The organism is Actinoplanes sp. NPDC051470 (assembly GCF_040682035.1).
GTDB lineage: Bacteria > Actinomycetota > Actinomycetes > Mycobacteriales > Micromonosporaceae > Actinoplanes.
This window is the reverse complement of the sequence record NZ_JBFBAA010000010.1, coordinates 217,804-237,843: the sequence shown is the minus strand read 5'-3', so window position 1 is coordinate 237,843 and position 20,040 is coordinate 217,804. Positions and strand designations below refer to the sequence as shown.

General features: G+C 71.4%; 16 protein-coding genes. 8 read left to right on the top strand and 8 right to left on the bottom strand.

The genetic code is table 11. The annotated features are described in order from the left end of the window. Position 1: 1 nt before the first annotated feature. Positions 2-2,344: a glycoside hydrolase family 3 N-terminal domain-containing protein gene (locus AB0M54_RS19970; RefSeq protein WP_364472949.1), complete on the bottom strand. Its 2,343-nt coding sequence runs from the start codon at positions 2,342-2,344 to the stop codon at positions 2-4. A gap of 328 nt (positions 2,345-2,672) precedes the next feature. On the opposite strand from AB0M54_RS19970, the gene AB0M54_RS19965 reads away from it, so the two are divergent. From AB0M54_RS19965 to AB0M54_RS19950, 4 genes are all read left to right on the top strand, one after another. After that, positions 2,673-3,971 (top strand): extracellular solute-binding protein, encoded by a 1,299-nt coding sequence (locus tag AB0M54_RS19965; RefSeq protein ID WP_364319520.1) that lies wholly within the window; start codon positions 2,673-2,675, stop codon positions 3,969-3,971. Further along, positions 3,968-4,888, top strand: a complete 921-nt coding sequence (locus AB0M54_RS19960) for a sugar ABC transporter permease (RefSeq protein ID WP_364319518.1) — start codon at positions 3,968-3,970, stop codon at positions 4,886-4,888. Before AB0M54_RS19965 ends, AB0M54_RS19960 begins: the two co-directional genes overlap by 4 nt. Before the next feature lies 1 nt (position 4,889). Further along, on the top strand, positions 4,890-5,792 hold the full coding sequence (locus tag AB0M54_RS19955; RefSeq protein WP_364319516.1) for a carbohydrate ABC transporter permease: 903 nt from the start codon (positions 4,890-4,892) through the stop codon (positions 5,790-5,792). Positions 5,793-5,887: 95 nt separating this feature from the next. Next, a complete protein-coding gene (locus AB0M54_RS19950; protein WP_364472947.1) occupies positions 5,888-6,244 on the top strand; it encodes a hypothetical protein in 357 nt (118 codons plus the stop codon). Between the two features lie 90 nt (positions 6,245-6,334). Here AB0M54_RS19950 and AB0M54_RS19945 read toward each other — a convergent pair whose 3' ends face one another. Together AB0M54_RS19945 and AB0M54_RS19940 are read right to left on the bottom strand one after the other, a co-directional pair. Beyond that, positions 6,335-8,125, bottom strand: a complete 1,791-nt coding sequence (locus AB0M54_RS19945; protein ID WP_364472946.1) for a translation factor GTPase family protein — start codon at positions 8,123-8,125, stop codon at positions 6,335-6,337. A 138-nt stretch (positions 8,126-8,263) separates the two neighbouring features. Further along, a complete protein-coding gene (locus AB0M54_RS19940; protein WP_364472944.1) occupies positions 8,264-9,526 on the bottom strand; it encodes an MFS transporter in 1,263 nt (420 codons plus the stop codon). A gap of 30 nt (positions 9,527-9,556) precedes the next feature. Here AB0M54_RS19940 and AB0M54_RS19935 point away from each other — a divergent pair, with 30 nt between their 5' ends. Then, a complete protein-coding gene (locus tag AB0M54_RS19935; RefSeq protein ID WP_364319508.1) occupies positions 9,557-10,549 on the top strand; it encodes a LacI family DNA-binding transcriptional regulator in 993 nt (330 codons plus the stop codon). A gap of 65 nt (positions 10,550-10,614) precedes the next feature. Here AB0M54_RS19935 and AB0M54_RS19930 read toward each other — a convergent pair whose 3' ends face one another. After that, positions 10,615-10,896, bottom strand: coding sequence for a hypothetical protein (locus AB0M54_RS19930; protein ID WP_364319506.1), 282 nt, complete (start codon positions 10,894-10,896; stop codon positions 10,615-10,617). Positions 10,897-11,028: 132 nt separating this feature from the next. On the opposite strand from AB0M54_RS19930, the gene AB0M54_RS19925 reads away from it, so the two are divergent. Next, positions 11,029-11,754, top strand: a complete 726-nt coding sequence (locus AB0M54_RS19925; protein WP_364319504.1) for a dienelactone hydrolase family protein — start codon at positions 11,029-11,031, stop codon at positions 11,752-11,754. Between the two features lie 68 nt (positions 11,755-11,822). Here the strand turns inward: AB0M54_RS19925 and AB0M54_RS19920 are convergent, their stop codons facing one another. Genes AB0M54_RS19920 through AB0M54_RS19910 form a run of 3 tightly spaced genes read right to left on the bottom strand, consistent with a single transcriptional unit; the run spans position 11,823 to position 15,290 of the window. Beyond that, positions 11,823-12,392, bottom strand: a complete 570-nt coding sequence (locus tag AB0M54_RS19920; protein WP_364319502.1) for a TetR family transcriptional regulator — start codon at positions 12,390-12,392, stop codon at positions 11,823-11,825. 4 nt (positions 12,393-12,396) lie between these two features. Then, on the bottom strand, positions 12,397-14,706 hold the full coding sequence (locus AB0M54_RS19915; RefSeq protein ID WP_364472943.1) for a PEP/pyruvate-binding domain-containing protein: 2,310 nt from the start codon (positions 14,704-14,706) through the stop codon (positions 12,397-12,399). A gap of 20 nt (positions 14,707-14,726) precedes the next feature. Continuing rightward, positions 14,727-15,290, bottom strand: a complete 564-nt coding sequence (locus tag AB0M54_RS19910) for a helix-turn-helix domain-containing protein (RefSeq protein ID WP_364472941.1) — start codon at positions 15,288-15,290, stop codon at positions 14,727-14,729. An 89-nt stretch (positions 15,291-15,379) separates the two neighbouring features. On the opposite strand from AB0M54_RS19910, the gene AB0M54_RS19905 reads away from it, so the two are divergent. Further along, entirely contained in the window at positions 15,380-16,258 is an 879-nt protein-coding gene (locus AB0M54_RS19905) for an SDR family oxidoreductase (protein ID WP_364319496.1), read from the top strand. A gap of 68 nt (positions 16,259-16,326) precedes the next feature. Then, complete coding sequence (locus AB0M54_RS19900) at positions 16,327-16,563, top strand: DUF6232 family protein (protein WP_364319494.1); 237 nt, start codon at positions 16,327-16,329, stop codon at positions 16,561-16,563. Between the two features lie 25 nt (positions 16,564-16,588). Here AB0M54_RS19900 and AB0M54_RS19895 read toward each other — a convergent pair whose 3' ends face one another. Continuing rightward, positions 16,589-19,951: a CARDB domain-containing protein gene (locus AB0M54_RS19895; RefSeq protein WP_364472939.1), complete on the bottom strand. Its 3,363-nt coding sequence runs from the start codon at positions 19,949-19,951 to the stop codon at positions 16,589-16,591. Positions 19,952-20,040 lie beyond the last annotated feature (89 nt).

Sequence of the window (20,040 nt, the reverse complement as noted above, 5' to 3'; positions counted from 1 at the left end):
GTCACTCACCCACCTCGACCGGCGTGGTCAGCCGGCGGCCGGTCCCGACCGTGCGGAGCGCGCCGGTGAGCCGGACCGTGCCGCGGCAGGGCAGGTCACCGGCCGAGGTGCCGGCCAGCACGTCGATGTCGCCGGGCTCGACGACGCGGGTCAGGTCGCGCCCGGTGAAGGCGGTCCGGTCGGCGTGCACCCGGAACGTGACGTCGCGGCTCTGCCCGGCGGCCAGCGCCACCCGGGCGAAGCCGATCAGCTGGCGTACCGGCCGGGTCACCTGGGCCACCGGATCGCGCAGGTAGAGCTGCACCACCTCGTGGCCGGGCCGCTCGCCGGTGTTGGTCACGCGCACGGTGACCGCGAACTCACCGTCGGTCGGCACCTCCTTGTCGCTCAGGCGCAGATCCTCGACCGCGAAGCTGGTGTACGAGAGTCCGTGCCCGAACGGGAACAGCGGCGCCGCGTCGAGGCTGGTGATCCCGAAGTCCTCGGCGCCCAGCGGCGGCTGGAGGTACGTGCCCGGCTGCCCGCCCGCGTCGCGCGGGATCTGCACCGGCAGCTTGCCGCTCGGCTGCACCCGCCCGCTGAGCACCCCGGCCAGCGCCGAGCCGCCCTCCTCGCCGGGCATGAACGCCTGCACCAGCCCGGCCGCGCGCCCGTGCACGTGGCCCAGCGCGTACGGCCGCCCGGACACCATCACCACGATCACCGGCGTGCCGGTCGCCAGCAGCGCGTCCAGCAGCTCCTGCTGCACGCCCGGCAGGGTCAGGTCGGCGGCGTCGCAGCCCTCGCCCGAGGTGCCCTGGCCGAACAGCCCGGCCAGGTCGCCGACGAACGCCACGCACACGTCCGCGTCCCGGGCGTTGGCCACGGCCTCGGCGAATCCGGTCCGGTCATCGCCGGTGACCTGGCAGCCCGCCGCATAACTGACATCGGCCTGCGGCAGCTCCTTGCGTACCGAATCGAGCGCGGTCGGCACGTCGATGCCGAGCCCGTGACCGGGGTGGTGCGGCAGCACGTGGTTGGGGAACGCGTAGCAGCCCATGAAGGTTCGCGGGTCGGCCGCGCACGGGCCGACGACCGCGATCCGCCCGGTGTCCCGCAGCGGCAGGTGGGCGCCCGGCTCGAGCAGCACGATCGAGCGTTCGGCCAGCTCGCGGGCCAGTTCCCGGTTGGCCGGCGCGTCCAGGTCGACGTCGGCGGCGAGTTCCACGGATCGTTCCGGCGTCCAGCCGGCGTCGAGCAGCCCCAGCTCGGCCTTCTGGGTGAGCAGCCGGTGGGCGGCCCGGTCGACCAGCGCCTCGGGCACCTCGCCCCGGCGTACCTTCTCGACCAGCTCGGCGCCGAAGGCGAGGGTGTCCGGCAGCTCCACGTCGATGCCCGCGGCCAGCCCCAGCGCCCCGGCCCCGCCGAAGTCCTCGGTGACCTTGTGGGACATGGTCAGGAACGGCACCGACCAGTAGTCCGAGACGACCGTACCGGTGAAGCCCCACTCGTCCCGCAGCAGGTCGGTCAGCAGCCAGGAGTCGCCGCTGGTGGGCACGCCGTCGATCTCGTTGTAGGCGGCCATCACCGAGCGGGCGCCCGCCTCGATCGCCGCCTCGAAGGTCGGCAGGATGACGTCCATCAGCTCACGCCGGCCCATCGGCACCGGCCCGTGGTTGCGGGCGCCGCGTGAGGCGGAGTAGCCCGCGAAGTGCTTCAGCGTGGCGATCACGCCGGCGCTCTGCAGGCCGCGGACGTACGCCGCCCCGACCGTCGCCACCAGGTAGGGGTCCTCGCCGATGGTCTCCTCGACCCGCCCCCAGCGATAGTCCCGGACCACGTCCAGAACCGGTGACAATCCCTGGTGTACGCCCACCGCGGCCATGTCGCGCCCGATCGCCGCGGCCATCCGCTCGATCAGGTCGGGGTCGAAGGTGGCGCCCCAGGCGATCGCGGCCGGGTAGACCGTGGCGCCGTAGCTGGTGAAGCCGGTCAGACATTCCTCGTGCAGCATGGCCGGCACACCCAGCCGCGACCGCTCCAGGACGACCTTGTGCTGGCGTACCACCTCGGCGGCGCCCTCGGCGGCGGTCAGCGGCTTGCTCCCGTACACCCGGGTGAGCTGGCCGAGGCCGTGCCGGGCCGCGTCGGCGAGCGGGACCCGCCCCGAGGCCGCGAAGACGTCCATCATCGGGGCGACGTCGCCCTCGGCGTCGGGACTTCCGGACCCGTCCACCTCGTGGCCGATCCAGCGGGAACCGAGCTGTGCCACCTTCTCCTCGAGCGTCATCGCGGCCAGAAGAGCGTCGGCTCGCGCCGTGGGGGACAGTGACTCGTCCTGCCATGGGCGGGTGGGGTCCGGCACGGTGGTTTCTCCTTCGTTCACGCGGCGTTGGGGGCGCGCCGGTGCTCCGAAACTTTCGGAGGACTTCCGGCAAGCGACGCCGTAGATGCCACTGTCGCGCGTTAATAACCACTCCAGCAAGACCCTTGACAGCGGGATTTCGAAATCCTACGTTAACGAAATCTCACGTTAACTTGCGCTCACCGATCGAAAGTTGCAGAGAACTTGCAGAATTCGATCGAGGAGTGAAGGACCTTTCCGATGACCGGCCCGCCGCGTCCCTCGCGTGGCAGTGAGTACGGAGATCACAGTGGACCTCAGCAACTTTTCACGCCGCAGCTTCCTCAGCTTGACCGCGGGCACCTCGGCCGCCGCAGCCCTCGCGGCCTGCGGCAGCTCGGGTCCCGGAACGTCGTCCGGCGGTGGTGGCGACAAGAAAGCCGCGACCTTCTGGTTCCTCACCGGGCAGCCGCAGGAGGGCATCCGGGCAAACGCGGTGGCCGAGTTCAACAAGGCCAACCCCGACAACAAGATCGTCGAGCAGCGCTTCCAGAACGACGCGTTCAAGACCAAGATCAAGGCGGCGATCGGCGCCGGTCAGGGCCCGACGCTGATCTGGGGCTGGGGCGGCGGTGGCCTGAAGAGCTACGTCGACGCCGGCCAGGTCGAGGACCTGACCGAATGGATGAGCCAGAACCAGGCGATCAAGGACAAGCTCTTCCCGTCCTCGTTCCCGGCGGCCACGGTCAACGACAAGATCTACGCGCTGCCGATCGAGACCGTCCAGCCGATCGTCCTGTACTGGAACAAGAAGGTCTTCGACGCGGCCGGCGTGCAGCCGCCGCAGTCGTGGGGCGACATCATGAACCTCGTCGGGGTGTTCAACTCCAAGGGGATCGCGCCGTTCTCGCTCGGCGGCCAGTCCCGGTGGACGAACATGATGTGGCTGGAGTTCCTCTACGACCGGATCGGTGGCCCCGAGGTGTTCGAGGCGATCTACAACGGTGAGAAGGACGCCTGGAACAACCCGGCCTCGATCGACGCGCTGACCAAGGTGCAGCAGCTGGTCAACGCCAAGGGCTTCATCAAGGGCTTCTCCTCGATCACCGCCGACTCCAACGCCGACCAGGCGCTGCTCTACAAGGGCCGGGCCGCGATGATGCTGCACGGCGGCTGGACCTACGGCGGAATGAAGAACGACGGCGGCGACTTCGTCAAGAAGGGCGAGCTCGGCTGGATGAACTTCCCGCCGGTCGAGGGCGGCAAGGGCGACCCGAGCGACACCGTCGGCAACCCCGGCCAGTACCTGTCGATCTCCTCCAAGGCCACCCCGGAGCAGAAGGAGTCGGCCAAGAAGTTCCTGGCCACCGGCAAGTTCACCGACGCCGAGATCAAGGGCTGGATCGACTCGGGCGCGGTGCCGATCGTCAAGGGCACCGAGAGCCTGATCGCCGCCTCGCCCGACGCCGAGTTCCTCAAGTTCGTCTACGACACGTCGAGCAAGGCCAAGTTCTTCGGCCAGTCCTGGGACCAGGCGCTCAGCCCGGCGGCCGCCGAGGTGCTGCTGAGCAACATCTCCAAGCTGTTCCAGACGTCCATCACGCCGCAGCAGTTCGCGACGAACATGAATGCGGTGCTCGGCAAGTGACCATCGCTCCGACCACCATCCGGACGCCCGCCGCCCCTGTCGGCGGCGGGCGCACCGGCGCTGTCGCCTGGATGGTCGTACCCGCGCTGCTCGCGTTCGTCACGTTCGGCGTGGTGCCGCTGATCGGCGTGCTGGCGCTGAGCTTCACCACGTGGGACCAGCTCGGTGCGATCACCCCGTCCGGCCTGACCAGCTGGCGCGCGGTGATCGGCGACCCCGGCCTGCCGCACGCGCTCTGGGTCACCTTCCAGATCATGGCGCTGTCGTGGCTGTTCCAGACCCCGATGAGCATCCTGCTGGGCACGTTCCTGGCCGGCAAGCAGCGCTACCGCGGTCTGCTCGCGGTGCTCTTCTTCATCCCGCTGCTGCTCAGCTCGGCCGCGCTGGCGATCACCTTCAAGGCGCTGCTCGACCCCAACTTCGGGCTGGGCGCCGGTCTGGGCATCGACTTCCTGGTCCAGGACTGGCTGGGCGAGGGCAACCTGGCCCTCGGCGTGGTCGTCTTCGTGGTGTCCTGGCAGTTCATCCCGTTCCACTCGCTGATCTACCAGGGCGGCGTCCGGCAGATCCCGGTCTCCCTGTACGAGGCGGCGCAGATCGACGGGGCGGGCCGGTTCCGGCAGTTCTTCAACATCACCCTGCCGCAGCTCAAGTACACGATCATCACGTCGTCGACGCTGATGGCGGTCGGCTCGCTGACCTTCTTCGACCTGATCTTCGTCCTGACCGCGGGTGGCCCCGGTGACGCCACCCGGGTGCTGGCGGTGGACATGTACGCGCGTGGCTTCCAGGCCAACCTGATGGGCCCGGCCAGCGGGATCGCGGTCATCCTGGTCCTCGTCGGCCTCGGCCTCGCGCTGCTGCTGCGCCGGCTCGGCGGCCGCGACTCCAGTGCCAGCCAGCTGGAAGGAGTCTGACGTGGCGACCGTGACTAGCACCCCGCCCGGCCAGGTCCGGGCGAACGGCACGGACGAGCACCCGCCGGCCCGCCGGCGCGGCTTCCGTGGCGTCAACTGGCTGGGCGGATCACTGTCCTGGGTCTGGCTGCTGATCGTGATGATCCCGATCTACTGGATCTTCATCACCAGCTTCAAGACGCAGGGCAACTTCTTCGACACCAACCCGTTCGCCCCGCCCGCGGACCCGACACTCGACAACTACAAGCTGGTCATCGAGTCGGACTTCATCCGCTACTTCGGCAACAGCGTGGCCGTCGCGGTCGGCACGGTGGTGCCGGCGGTGCTGTTCTCGTTCATGGCCGCGTACGCGATCATCCGCGCCCAGGCCAACAGCCGCTTCCTGCGGCTGAGCAACTCGCTGTTCCTGATGGGCCTGGCCATCCCGCTGCAGGCGGTGATCATCCCGGTCTACCTGATCATCATCAAGCTCCAGATGTACGACACCCTGGGCGCGATCATCCTGCCGTCGATCGGCTTCGCCATCCCGTTGTCGGTGCTGGTGCTGGCCAACTTCATCCGTGACGTGCCCAAGGAACTCTTCGAGTCCATGCGCATGGACGGCGCCACCGAATGGGGCACCCTCTGGCACCTGGCGTTCCCGCTGACCCGGCCCGCCCTGGTCACGGTGGCCATCTACCAGGGCCTCCAGTCGTGGAACGGCTTCCTGCTCCCGCTGGTCCTGACCACCGCACCGGAGCAACGCACCCTGCCCCTGGCATTGTGGACCTTCCAGGGCCAGTACGGCGTCAACGTGCCCGCCGTCCTCGCCTCGGTGGTCCTGACCACCATGCCGATCCTGATCCTCTACGCCGTCGGCCGCCGCCAGCTCCTCAGCGGCCTCACCGCCGGCTTCGGCAAGTAGCACCTCCGCACGCGACGGCCGCCGGGCGATCCCCGGCGGCCGTTCCGCGTTCAGCCACCGCCGGCCGGTCGCCGGGGGCCCCCTATTCTGAGGGCGTGCGCGAAGCCGGGAGCCGGGAGCGGAGTCAGCCCGCTCCGCCGCATGTCGTCTTCGAGGCGCTGGCCGGGCCCGATCGTGATCCGGCCCGGCCCTGGCTGGTGCTGCCGGATGACGAACAGGCGCCGGCCGTGCTCGACAGCGCGCCGCCCGCTCGTCTGGTCTGGTCGTCGCTGTGGGTGAAGCGGCCCGACGCGCGGATCCGGTTCGACCTGGCCGCCGACGGGGCCGGGAGCCGGCTGCGGTGGACGCTGCTGGTCGACGAGCCGCTGCCCGACGCGGCGCTGCTCGGACATCTGCGCAAGCGGCTCAACGAGCTGATCAACGCGAACCTGCGCTACACGTTCGGGCAGTGACTCAGCCGTCGCTCAGGTGGGCCAGCTCGACGACGGCGCAGGCCAGGACCAGTCGAGGGTCGAGGCCGGCGCCGGCCGCGTAGGTGCGCCTCACGGCCGGCCGGCAACCGGGCGGTAGCTGTCGAAGGTGCTCTCCAGGACGCCTTCGCCGTGGGTCAGGGCGGGGATCGCCTGCTCCAGGGCGCGTAGCCGGGCCGCGGGGACGCGGCCGCGGATGACGTACTCGGCCGGGCCGGCCTCGGACGACTCGGGGGCCGCGCCCAGGCGACCGAGCGCGGCCAGCGTGGCGCCGAGCGTGGTGACCGGGCCGTCGAGCCGGAAGCGGTGGATCGGCTCGCAGACCGTGGTGCCGGCCCGGTGCAGGGCCGAGGTCAGCACGATCGGCATCAGCTTGCGGAAGTCGGCGGCGGTCGTGGCCGGCGACCGGAAGCCGGTGCGGGTCACGTGCACGCGGATGTCGGTGACCGGCCAGCCGTGCGGGCCGCGGGCCAGCGTGGTGCGTACCGCCGATTCCAGGGCCTCGCGGAAGAACTCCGCCGTCCGGAAGACGTGGATCGGCACCTGTTCGATCGGCACGTCCAGCTCGAACTCGACGCCGGCGCCCGGTGACACCTCCAGGGTGAGCGCGGCCATGAAGTACTCGCCGAGCGTGGCGCCGGCGCCGCCGGTGCCGGCCGGGCGTTCGATGTGGATCGTGCGGGTCTCGCGGAACGTCACCGGGATGCCGTACTGCTCGGCCAGGGTGGTCTCGATGACCTCCTTCTGCACCTCGCCGTAGAGCGAGACCGCGATCTCGTCGTCCCGGCGCAGGCCGATCAGCGGGTCCTGCTCGGCCAGTTCGGTGAGCGCGGTGTGCAGCGCGTGCCGGTCGGCCGGGTCCTTCGGCACCACCACCGTCGAGAGCGTGGGCGGGGCGAACAGCTGGGCGTCGGCGCTGGGCGGGAAGGAGCCGATGCGGACGTCGCGCAGCCCGTGCACCCGGCCGATCTCGCCGGCCGGCAGCGTGTCCCGGCCTTCGATCGCGGTGACCGTTCCGCCCGGCAGCCGGTCGCGGACGTGCAGCGTGCCGGAGAACATCCGCACGTACGCCACCCGCGCGCCGGCCGGGTCCCGTTCCACCTTGAAGACGGTCCCGCCGACCGGTCCCTCCGGGTCGCCGCCGGCCGTCGGGAGCAGTGTCGCCAGCCCGTCGATCAGGGCGTCCAGGCCGGCGCCGGTCACCGCCGACCCGAAGAAGACCGGTTGCACGTCACGGTGGCGGGTGAGTTCGGCCAAGATCTTCCGGTACGGGAGGGAGCGCTCGTCGCGTACGAACGAGGTCAGCAGTTGATCGTCGCCGGTCAGCTCGACGATCCGCCCGGACGGCAGCGCCGGAAGCGCCGTGGCCGACGGTGTGCCCAGGTCACGTGGTGTGCTGAGCGGGACGATGCGCGGGCTCAGCTTGGCCGCGAGGTCGCGGAGGAGCCCGTCGGCACGGGCGCCGGCGCGGTCGATCTTGTTGACGAAGACGATTGTCGGCACGCGGAGCCGGCGCAGCGTACGCATCAGCACCCGGGTCTGTGCCTGCACCCCCTCGACCGCGGACACGACCAGGATCGCGCCGTCGAGCACCCGCAGCGCGCGCTCGACCTCGGCGATGAAGTCGGGGTGGCCGGGCGTGTCGATGAGGTTGACGGTGACGTCCCGCAGCGGGAACGAGGCGACCGCGGTCTTGATCGTGATGCCGCGGCGGCGCTCGAGCTCGAGCGAGTCGGTGCGGGTGCTGCCGGCGTCCACGCTGCCCAGCGAGTCGATGACCCCGCCGGCGTACAGCAGCCGCTCGGTCAGGCTGGTCTTACCGGCGTCGACATGCGCGACGATGCCAAGGTTGAGAAAGCTCAATTGCGTCCTTTGCGACGGTTTCCAGGGGCCGGGGCGGGAAACCGTGGCGCATGCTTTTTCTCCTTGCTATCGCAAACTTGCTATGGCAAAACCTGATCCGCGTACGTTAACGCGGCCCGCCGGCCGAAGCGACGCCATTTATCCGGGCGGCGTGTCCGTCCGGGCGGCTCGCTCGTTCGTTCTCGTCTGAGCGGCCGGCTCGTCCGTTCTTGCCTGGGCGGCTCGCTCGTTCGTTTTCGTCTTTGCGGCCCGCTCATCCGGGCGCAGTGTGACTCGATAGCGGCTGAGCGCCAGCAGCGGGAGCGTGAGGGCGGCCAGGGCGACGCCCAGCGCGGCCACGGCGATCATCGCGCCGCGCAGGCCGGCGGCCGAGGACCAGAGGCCGACGTAGACCGGGCCGAGCAGGAAGCCGGTGTAGGCGACGACCGTGACAATCGAGGTCGCGCGGCCGCGGGCCGACTCGGCGACGTTGCGCGAGACGATGCTGAGCAGGGTCGGGAACAGCGCGGCGGTGCCGGCGGCGGCCAGGACGAGGCCGGCCAGGGCGGCGGGCACGTTCGGCGCCCGCGCGAGCACGGTGGCGCCGGTCGCCGCCACGAGGGCGCCGAGGATCAGCACCGTGCGGGCGTGCGCCGGGTTGAGCGTACTCACCGCGAATCTTGTCGTGGCCACCACGGCGGCGAAGGCGGCGGGGGCGAACGCGCTGACGCCCGGGCCGGTGTCCAGGACGTCCTGCAGGAAGACGGCGCCCCAGCTCTGGTGGGCGTTCTCGCTGGCGAAGGCGATGGCGCCGAGCACGCCGACGAGGATCAGCGGGGCGATCGCCGTCACCCGCGCGGCTGTGGCGCTGTTCGGCGGCCGCTCGTCGCTCAGCGTCCGGTTGATGGCGGCGCCGGCCACGATCGAGATGACGAGTACGGCCGAGAACGGCGCCCAGATCGGGGCGCCGAGCGCGAACGCGCCGCCGGTGCCGAGGCTGGACACGACCACGGCACAGGAGAAGACCGCGCCGGAGCGGGTGATCACCGGGCGGTCCGACTCGCGTTCGGCCCGGCCGCCGGTGGAGTTCATGCCGACGTCGGCCGCGCCGCTCGCGACGCCCACCAGCGTGAGCGCGGCGCAGAGCCCGGCCAGGGAGTGTGCCGTCAGGGCGACGACCAGCCCGGTCACGCCGAGCGCGGCGGTGAACAGGGCGTTGCACCGCAGGCCCCAGCGGTCGAGCGCCCGCCCGGCCAGCAGCATCGCCGGCAACGCCCCGGCGCTGATGAACAGCAGCGCGGTGCCGAGCCCGGCGTCGTCGAGCCCGGCCTGGTCGCGGATGGCGGGAACGGCCGACCCCCAGGTGCCCCAGAACGCCCCGAAGGCGGCCGCCGCCAGGTAGGACGCGGTGGCGGTACGCATTGTGTAACGCTACACAGATACCATGGCCGAATGCAACGGCGAGTGACGATGACCGACGTGGCCCGCGCGGCCGGGGTGTCGCCGATGACCGTGTCGTACACCTACAACCAGCCACAGCGGGTCTCGGCCGAGAGCCGGGCCAAGGTGCTGCGCGCGGCCTCCGACCTGGGATACTCCGGGCCGGACCCCAGCGCCCGGTCCCTGCGCTACGGCGCGACGCGCACGCTCGGCGTCGTCCTCGGGGAGCATCTGACCTACGCCTTCGACGACCCGCAGGCGGTCCTCTTCCTCGCCGGGGTGGCCGAGGTCTGCGCCGACCGGGGGTACGGGCTGCTCATCGTCCCGGCCATCACCGGCGACGGCGACCGGGTCACCGCGGCCGCGGTGGACGCCTACGTCGTCTGGACCACCACCGCCGACGACCCGGTGCTCGACGCGGCCTGCGGCACCCGCCGCCCCGTCGTCGTGCACGGCGGCCCCGAACGCGCCGGCACCACCCTGATCGGCATCGACAACCGCCGGGCCGCCCACGCGGTCGGCCTCGAGGTGTTCGCCGGCGCCCGCCGCCCCGCCGTGCTCAGCTTCCCGGTCGACCGCCGCCGCGAGGCCTTCGTGCGCGACGGGGTCGACCCGGCCGGCGTGGCCTTCCCGGTGACCCGCGACCGCCTGGCCGGCTACCGCGACGCCGCCACGGAGCTGGGCATCGACTGGTCGGCCGTGCCGGTCGGGGTGTGCCGCACCAACGACGACGGCGAGGCCCGCACGGTCATGCGAAGCCTGCTCGCCGCCGCCCCCGACATCGACGCGGTGGCCGCCATGGGCGACCGCCTGGCCCTGGCCGCCCGGCCGCTGCGCGTCAGCGGCTGGGACGACTCGGCCATCGCCCGCGACCACGACCTGACCACGGTCGCCCAGTCCTTGCGGGAGCAGGGCGCGGCGTGCGCGTTGGCCGCCCTGGGCGAACCCGCCCCCGACCACCGCGACTCCTGGAGCGTCGTCCGCCGCGCCTCGACCGCGATCTGACGCCTGTGCCGGCTGCCCCGACCAGGCCCCGACCGCGGCTCGCTCATCCAGTCAGGCCGGCGGCCTTAGATCAGCTCGTCGGCCGGCCGGGCGTCATCGGCCTGCTCCGGCCGCAGCTCGACCCACCCGAGATCACGGCCGACCAGCGCGGCCGCCAGCCGGGTCAGCACCGGCGGGAACGGCCCCGCGTCATCGTCGACCTCGACGTCGAGATGCCAGCCGCCCGGCCACGTGCCCGCCCCCGTCACCGCTCCGTCCGGTCCGAGCGCCTCGGCCAGCAGCTCCTCGACGTCATCCCGATCGATGTCGTCCGGCAGCGCCCGTTTCCCGATCACCTCGACCAGCATCAGGTGATCTTAGGTTGGGCTGTCGACCGTGGACGGCTTGCCGGTGGTGGCGAGAACGCTGCCCCGGCGTCCGGCCACCCCGACGGCGCGCGGGTCCGCGGCCGGGTCGCTTCTTGCCGGTAGGGTCGCCGCGTGAAGCTGCAATCGTCGTCGGTGCGGATCGCCGACTACCTCAACGCGGTCGTGATCAAGCCGGTCGGTGACGGGCCGTGGCCCGGGGTGGTGCTCTACACGGACATCTTCCAGCTGACCGAGTCGACCTTGCGCACGGCGCGGCGGCTGGCCGCGTACGGCTTCGTGGTCGTTGTTCCGGAGATCTACCCCCGCACCTCGCTGGCCGGGGTCGCGCTGGAGTTCGACGACGAGGGCAAGCGGCGGGGGATGGCCGGCGCCGCCGAGACGACGGCGGCCTCGTTCGACGCCGACCGGGTGGCCGCGCTCGACTACCTGGAGAACCGGGACGACACGACCGCCCTGTACGCCACCGGCTTCTGCATCGGCGGGCATCTGGCGTTCCGGGCCGCCTTCGACCCGCGGGTCCGGGCGACCGTCTGCTTCTATCCGACCGGCCTGCAGAACGGCGCGCTGGGCCAGGATGCCGACGCCGGGTCGCTGGGCCGCGCGGCCGACATCCGCGGGCGGCTGCTGGTCGTCTTCGGTTCGCAGGACCCGCACGTGCCCGCCGACGCCCGCCTCAAGATCCTGTCCGAGCTGTACGCGGCCGGCCTCGACGACGTGGAACTGCACGTCTACCAGGGCGGCGAGCACGCCTTCATGCGCGACATCGGTCCGCGCCACGACCCCGTGCTCACCGACCTGGCCCTGACCGAGGCGGTGTCCTTCTTCACCGGTCGCTGAGCCGGTCGCTGAGCCGGTCGCTTCAGCTCGCTGAGCCGGTCGTTGAGCCGGTCGTTGAGCCGGTCGCTTCAGCGGTCGCTGAACAGCAGGTCGAGCTGCGCGTCCAACGCCTGGGTGGCCTGCTCGGGGGTGAGCTGGCCGCCGAGCAGGTAGAGGCCCAGCCCCTCCATCATCGCGACGAGCCCGGCCGCGCCCTCCCCGTTCCGGCCGGGCAGCAGCCCGGCGAAATGCTCGGTGAGCTGGGCGGTTTCGGCCCGCAGGGGAGTGCGCAGGCTGGGCCGCACCGCCGTGTAGGCCAGGAAGGCCAGCGCCACCCGTCCGAGGTCACGGGCGTCGTCGTCGAGGGGCAGAAGCGCCGCGATCGTCGTACGCAGAAGATCTCGAGCCGCCGGATCGTCACCCAGCGCAACCACCGCCGCGCTCACCCGCGCCTGGGTGCGGTCGCGCACCACCTCCATCGCGAACGTCATCATCTCGTCCCGGGTGCGGAAGTAGTGCTGCACCATGCCGGCCGACACCCCCGCCTCGGCCGCGACGTGCCGCAGGCTGACCGCCTCCAGCCCCTGCTCGGCGGCCAGCCGGGTGAGGGCGTCGGCGATCAGCGTCCGCCGCTCCTGATGATCGACTTTCCTGGGCATGCGGTCACAGTACGGTGACCACACCGCGGCCGCCGTCAACCTCCACCAGCTGGCCGGTGACGATCCGCTCGGTGGCGCCGGGCACGCTGATGACGGCGGGAATCCCGTACTCGCGGGCCACCGTCGGCCCGTGCGCCATGACCGCCCCGGTCTCGGTGACGAGCGCGGCCGCGGTCAGGAACAGCGGCGTCCAGCCCGGATCGGTGGTGGCCGTGACCAGCACCTCGCCGGGCTCGATGTGGGCCGTGGCCGGATCGTGCACGACCCGTGCCGGTCCGCGCGCCCGGCCGGCCGAGGCGCCGACGCCGCGCAGCTCACCGTCGCTGCCGGTGACGGGGAGCAGCGTCTCCACATCGGTCCCGTCCGAGAGCAGCGCCACCGGCACGTGGCGGCGCCGGGACTCGGCTTCGTAGGTGGCCCGTCGTTCCGCCACGCGCTGTCTGAGACATTGATGATCTTCGCTTGGCGCGCCGCCCCCACCCCCACCCCGGCACTGGGTGGGCGTCAACGTAGCGGCCGGGTGCGACGAAAATGACGGGTTATCCACAGGAATCTCGGCCATCTCGTCGAGAGTCAGGAACATCACGTCGTCCGGCTTGTCGAGCAGCCCGGCCGCGACCAGCTCCGCGCCGGCCCGAAGCAACCGCGCCCGTTCCGCCGCCAGCGGATACAACCCGGCGAACTTCCCCGCCTCCCGCAACCCGGCCAGCTCCCGGGCCCGCCCCAGCAACCACACCGCCAGCCGCCCCCGCACCGACCACCACCGCACCCGCCCGCCCAGCACCTCCAGCGCCGCCACGCCACGCGCCCCGGCTCGCGCGAACCGCACATCCGGCGACTGCTCCGGATCCGTCACCCGCAGCAGGTTGGCCAGCGCCGCGAACACCGGCGCCGGATCCTCGGCCCACCGCGGCACCCCGAGATCGGCCTCGGCCACGCCCCGGTGCCCGTAGGCGTCCAGGAAGGAAGCCAGGAGAGAGGCCGGGAGAGCAGCCGGCGGCGTCGACAGCACCAGCGCCCGCTCCGCCGAGGAGAGCGAGGTCGCGACCTTCCACAACGCCAGGTCCATCTCGATCGTCACGTTGTGCGGCACGCCGGCCAGCACGGCCCGGATCTCGTCCTCGGTGGCCAGACCTTTCAGCAGGGGTACGGGCAGAGCCGACGCGATCATGCCGGCCACGATGGGCCAGGTGATCGCCTCGCCCACCCGGGTCGCGTCGCCCTGGTCGCGGATCCGTGCGATGGCCGCGAAGACCCGTTGTCGCGCCGCGGCCGGCCGGATCAGCGCCCGCGCGACGCCGGCCGCCGCGGACAGCCCGGCGGTGAGCACCGGCCGCGGCGCCCGCCGGCCGTCGGGCGCGAAGCGTGGATCGGCCAGCACGTGCTCCATGGCGGCCTGGGCCCGCGGCCCGAAGTCCACCGCCATCAGCCGGACCAGCCGTTTCCGGGCGCGTGCGTCCCGCGCGTAGTCGGTCAGGTCGCCGTACAGCCGCCCGCCGATGTCCACGATCTCGGCCCGCATGCCGAGCGCGGCGACCATGTCGGCCACGGTCCGCCGGAGCGTGGACATCCCCATCGGCGTGACCGGCCGCAGCATGCCTTGCACGTGCCCGAACTCGAGATAGACCCGCAGGCCGGGCGTCGGTGGCGGCAGGGGGAACAGGGTGGTGATCGGCCGTGCCTGGAGGAGCCAGAGGGTCCCGTCGCGGTCCCGGGCCCATTCGATGTCCTGCGGCGCCCCGAAGTGCCGTTGCACCCGCTCGCCGACGGCGGCCAGGTCGGCGGGCGCGGCGGCACGGTCCACCGTGGTGGTCCCGTCGACGACCCCGGTTCCGCCGGCCGCTTCCGCCAGCATCGCGTCCCGCCGCCCGGTGACCGGGTCGGCCGTGAACAGCACGCCCGCCACCTCGGCATCGACCATGCGTTGCACCACGACGGCCATGTGTACGTCGTCGGCCGGCACGCCCCGCGTCGACCGGTAGGGGACGGCCCGCGAGCCGTGCAGTGAGGCCCGGCATGCCTCGACGGCGGCGAGCAGCGCATCGTCCCCGTCGACGCCGAGCACCGAGTCGTACTGCCCGGCGAAGCTGGCGTCGGCCCGATCCTCGGCCGTGGCGCTCGACCGCACCGCCACCGTGCCGCCGCCCAGCCGCGCGTAGGCGTCGAGGACGTCCGAGGAGGACGCCGATGGTGTGATCACGAAGCCGTCGGGCACCCGTTCGCCCAGCCGGATCAGCTCACCGAGCCCGGCCGCCTTACCGCCGACGACCGTGACGTCACGTGCTTCGGTCAGCGCAATGCAATACGACTGCATTGCAAAAGGCTAGCCGGGTTTCAATGCGACTGCAATGCAATGAGGCGGTCGAGGGCCGAGCGCATCTCGGCGGCCAGGTCGGTCTCGACCGGGGACTCGATCCAGCGGCCGAACGCGACCTGCAGAACGACGATCCCGGCCTGGGCGGCCAGGGAGGCGTCCGGTTCCGGTACGCCACGCTCCCGCAGCCCGGCCGCCATCGCCGAGCCCAGCGTCGCCATCTTGATCAGCTCGCGTTCCATCAGCTCGGGGTTGGCCGAGATGATCGCCTGCCGCCGGCGCGAGTGCTGGTGGTCGCGTCCGAGGAACGTCGTCGACACTTCCAGGGCAAGGCCCACCGCGGCCATCGGCGAGGCCGGCCCGGGCGCGTCCTTCAACGCGCCGACCAGGGCGTCGGCCAGGTCCGACGAGCCGGCGAAGAGCACCTCGCGCTTGTCGGCGAAGTGCCGGAAGAAGGTGCGCGCGGTGAGCCCGGCCCGCTCGGCGATCTCGGCCACCGTCGTCTGCTCGTACCCCCGCTCGGCATAGAGATCCATCGCCGCCGACCGCAACCGTCCCGCCGCGTCGCCCTCCCACCTCGCCATAGCGAGTGATTGTAGTCATGTCACACGATGACATCGCCGTGTTAGCGTGGTGATGTCATCACGTGACATCACCGGAAGAGGGAAAAGCCATGCGCATCTTCGTCACCGGAGCGTCCGGCTGGATCGGCTCGGGCACGGTCAAGGAGCTGGTCGGGGCCGGTCACAGCGTGCTCGGCCTGGCCCGGTCGGACGCGGCGGCCGAACGGGTCACGGCCCTGGGCGCCGACGTGCACCGCGGCGACCTGAACGACCTGGACAGCCTGCGGGCCGGCGCGGCCGCCGCCGACGGGGTGGTCCACCTCGGCTACCACCACGACTTCTCGCAGATCCCGGAGGCCGCCCGGATCGACCGCGAGGCCATGGCGGCGCTGGGCGCGGAGCTCAAGGAGGGTTCGCCGTTCGTCATCGCGGCCGGCGTGGTCGGGCTGTCCCGGGACGGCAGCGTCGCGACCGAGGAGGTCGAGGCCGACGCGTCCACGCACCCGCGCGTCGCGAACAGCCTGATCGTCCGCGACCTGGCCGAGCGCGGCGTACGGTCGGCCGCGGTCCGCTTCGCGCCCACCGTGCACGGCCGCGGCGATCACGGTTTCATCGCCGTGCTGGTCGCCATCGCCCGGCAGACCGGTGTCTCCGGCTACGTCGGTGACGGGGCCGGCCGCTGGTCCGCCGTTCACCGCGACGACGCCGCGACGCTGGTCCGGCTGGCCGTCGAACGGGCCACCCCGGGCGAGACCCTGCACGCCATCGCCGAGGAGGGCGTGCCCACCCGCGACATCGCCGAGGCCATCGGCCGCGGCCTGGGCCTGCCGGTCGAGTCGCGCCCGGCCGAGCATTTCGACTGGCTGGGCCGCTTCTTCGGGATGGACGCCGCCGCCTCCAGCGAGATCACCAGGAAGCGGTACGACTGGAACCCGAGCCGCCCGGGACTGATCGCCGACCTCGACGAAGGTCACTACTTCGAGCAGTAGTCCGATACGCTCCGCATGCGCAAACTTACTATCGCGGACCGGACGCGTTCGTCAGCAGCGTCCACTTCGTGTGGCGGACCGATCCGCCGCGCCAGTTCGTCCTGCATGACCTTCGAGGGTTCGAGGTGGTCGAGCTTTCCCGGGCGTTCTGGCGGCGGGGCCGGCGCTGGGAGATCACGGCCGTCCACCGGGGAAGCCGGACGACGATCTACTCGACCAAGGACAGGGTGACCTTCAACCAGGTTCGCCGGGCTCTGCTCCGGGCGACCGAGGGCCGCCCCAAAGGGCGGCCGGGCCGCTCCTGACAAGGGAGCGGCCCGACGCCGGTGTTCAGTTGCCGGTGATGGTGAACTGGGTGCCGGGCTCCCGTTCGATGTCGCCGTCGCGCGAGTTGGTGATCGTCACGTTGGACAACGTGGCGTTCCCTCGCGCGCCGCCCATCGCCAGGATGCCGGCGCCGTTGTTCGACCTGTCGATCCGGACATTCGTGATCGCGACGTTGGGCATGTTGCCGCCGCCGGTCTTGAACTGGATGCCGTCGTACGTGGAGTCGGAGATCTCGGTGTCCCGGATGGTCACGCCCACGATGTCCTTGGTGGACGGGAACAACGTGATCGCGCCGAACTCCTGATCCTCGTTCCAGAAGGCGCCACCGGTGCGGAACAGCCCGTTGCCCGAGATCGTGGTGGTGCCCGAGAACGGTAGCGGGCTGTGGTCGGTGGCCAGCATGATGCCCGGGTAGTTCGCGGTGTCGGCGATCAGGTTGTTCTCGATCACGTTGCCGTACCCGCCGTAGATCGCCGCGCCGTTGGCCCGCCACGGCAGCTGGATCGTGTTGTTGGTGAACCGGTTGTCGTGCCCGATGTCGACGTTCTGGTCCTTGACGTACGGGTTGGCCCAGACCGCCAGCGAGTCGTCGCCGGTGGTGCGGAAGGACGAGTTGAAGACCCGCGAGTTGCGCGTGCCGTTGGAGAAGTTGATGCCGTCGGCGTACGTGTCGCGGATCCGCATGCCGCTGAAGTCCAGGCCGTCACCCGGGTTCCAGTAGGCCGGCGTGTCCGAGTAGTCGCGGCCGACCCAGGCGCCGACGTTGACGTGCTCGATCCAGACGTTGCTGATCTTCGTGTTCTTCCCGAACCGCCCGTTGAGGCCGTGGCCGCGGTTGGCCCGGTTGGTGGTCATCCCGAAGATCGCGATGTCGCTGATCTGGGTGTTGTCGTCGATGTCGAAGCCGACGTTGCCCTCGTGCGGGTGGTTGATGTTGCCGACCACGTTCTGCGGCTCGGTGTTGGTGTAGAGCTGGGAGTACCACATGCCGGCGCCCTTGACGGCGACGTTGCGGATGCCCTTCTGGTTGTTGCCGTTGCGGGTCGGGTCGGGGGACAGGATCTTCTGCTCCTGACGCCACTGGCCGGCCGGGATCCAGACGCAGGAGATCACGCCGTTCTCGTCGTCGGTGACCGCCCGCTGGATCGCCGAGGTGTCGTCGATGCCGTCGTCCGGCACCGCGCCGTACTGGGTGATCGACGTGCAGCCGGACGGCTGGGACAGCTGGGGCGCGACCTGCTCGAGGTCGATCAGGTCGAGGTAGTAGAAGGACGCGTTGTCACCACTGTCAACTTGGAGTTTGAACTTCGTGCCCGGCGGATACGACGTGCCGAGCAGCGCGTGCGACTCGTCGAAGAGCCGGCGCGCGTTGGCACCGGGGCTGTTGGACAGGCTCTCGGTGTCGTCGGTGGTGCCGTAGAGCCAGGAGTTCCGCGACGACAGGGTCAGCTTCCGGTTGAACACCCCGTTGACGTACAGGCTGATCGTCGCCTCCTGCCCGCCGCCGCTCGCGGAGTCCGGGATGGAGTTGCGGACGACGATCGAGTTGGCCTGGGCGGCCGAGGTGGCCTCGACGTACTGCCCCTGTGCGGTGAGCCGGACCGACGCGCGGCCGGACGACTCGGTGCCGAAGTTGGTGTGCCCGAACGTCCGCAGCGCGTCCGCCGTGACCAGGGTGCCCTGGTAGCTGCCGGCCTCGGCCTCGTACTCGGTGTACGGCACCGCCGCGCCCCGCCCGACCACGATCGACCGGGTTCCGGTGTTGTTGTTCTCGTTCGTCTCGGCCACCGCGCCGGCCGCGTCCGCGGTCGCCGTGACCGTGACCCCGCCGGTGGTCGCGGTCCACGTGCCGGGGATGGCGACGGTGGCCGTGGCGCCCGCGGCGATCGCCGGGGTGCTGCCGTTGAGCGTGGTCGACCCCGCGGTCACCCGGGTCGTCGAGGCGCCGGCCTGGCTGGTGCCACGGTTGCGGACGGCCACGGTGAAGCTGACCGGGGCCCCGACGGCCGGGTTGGCCGGGCTCGGGGTGATCGACGCGATCTCCAGGTCGGGGCCGGGGGACTGGGCCACGACCAGGGCGGTCGGCGACGTGTAGGTGTTGTTGTCGTTGTTCGTCTCCGGCACGGTGTCGGCCGGGTCGACGGTCGCGGACACGGTGTAGCTGCCCTGCGCCCGCCGGCCCGCGGCCACGGTCACGGTGGCCGAGGCGCCGGCCGCGAGCGCGCCGACCTGCGCGGTGCCCACGGTGGTGCCGTTCAGCTTGACGTCGGCGGTGGTCGCGGCGGAGGCGGCGGTGCCGGCGTTGCGGACGGTTGCCGACACGCTGATCGACGAGGTCTCGTCGGGCGAGGCGGGCGTCCATGACGTACCCGTCACCGTCAGGTCGGGGTTGGGCGCCCAGGCGCCGATCACCTGGAACTCGGCGGCCTGCCCGCCCGGCGCCCCGCTGTTGGTGAAGAACTGCAGGCGGACGTCCGTGGCGCGGCCGCTGACCGGGATGGTGACGGTGTTCTGGTTCGACGAGGGGTTGAAGGCGTAGTCGGCGCGGGCCTTCAGCGAGGTGAAGCCGGTCGCGCTCTGCGCGCGCCCGGAAACCTCGATCGCCTGGGTACGCGGACCCCAGATCGGATTGGGGTTGAGCTTGACGACCACCGCGGTGACATCGGCGTTCGCCCCCAGCTTGGCGGTGAGCGTGGCGGGCTGCCCGGCCGCCTCCCAGTAGGTGCCGGTGTTGCCGTCGACCGCGTTACCGGCCACGAAGGACTGGGTGAACGACGACGCCTCGATCGGCTTGTTCACGGCCAGGTTGTCGCCGTCGACCGGCGGTGGCGGATCCCCCGGGTCGGTGCCGCCGGGACCGTAGATCTCGAACTCGCCGATCTGCCCGGCCGGCCACCCCGTGTTCGCGGTGATGGTGAGGCGAACGAATCGGACCGCGGCCGCCGGGAATCCGATCGCGACGGTGTTGCCGGTCGCCGGATCGAAGAACCGACCGGCCGAGGGGGACAGCGTGCTGAAGCTGCTGCCGTTGGTGCTGCCCTGGACCGCGATGGTCTGGGTCCGCGCGCCCCAGGCGGTCGACGGCGGCAGCTTCAGCGTGACCTGATCGACCTGGGTGGTGGATCCCAGGTCGATCTGGACCCACTGCGGGAACGAGCCGTTCGGGCTCTCCCAGTAGGTGTTCGGGTTCTGGTCGTTGACCAGGTTGGCGCCGAAGCCGCCGTTCGAGGCGCCGGCGGTGGCGGTCCGGCCGGGGGAGAGGTTGGGGCCGGCGGCCCGCGCGGGCGCGGAGATCAGTCCGGTGGCGGCGGTGAGGACGAGGGTGAGGATGCCGCCGGCCATCCGGCGGCGCAGCTTCCGTGACATGAGGCCCTCAGTTCATCTTTTGCGGAGCTATTGCCAAGTTCTTTCAGGACGGGGGATTCAAGATTGCAGATATGTGTCCGGTTCGTCAA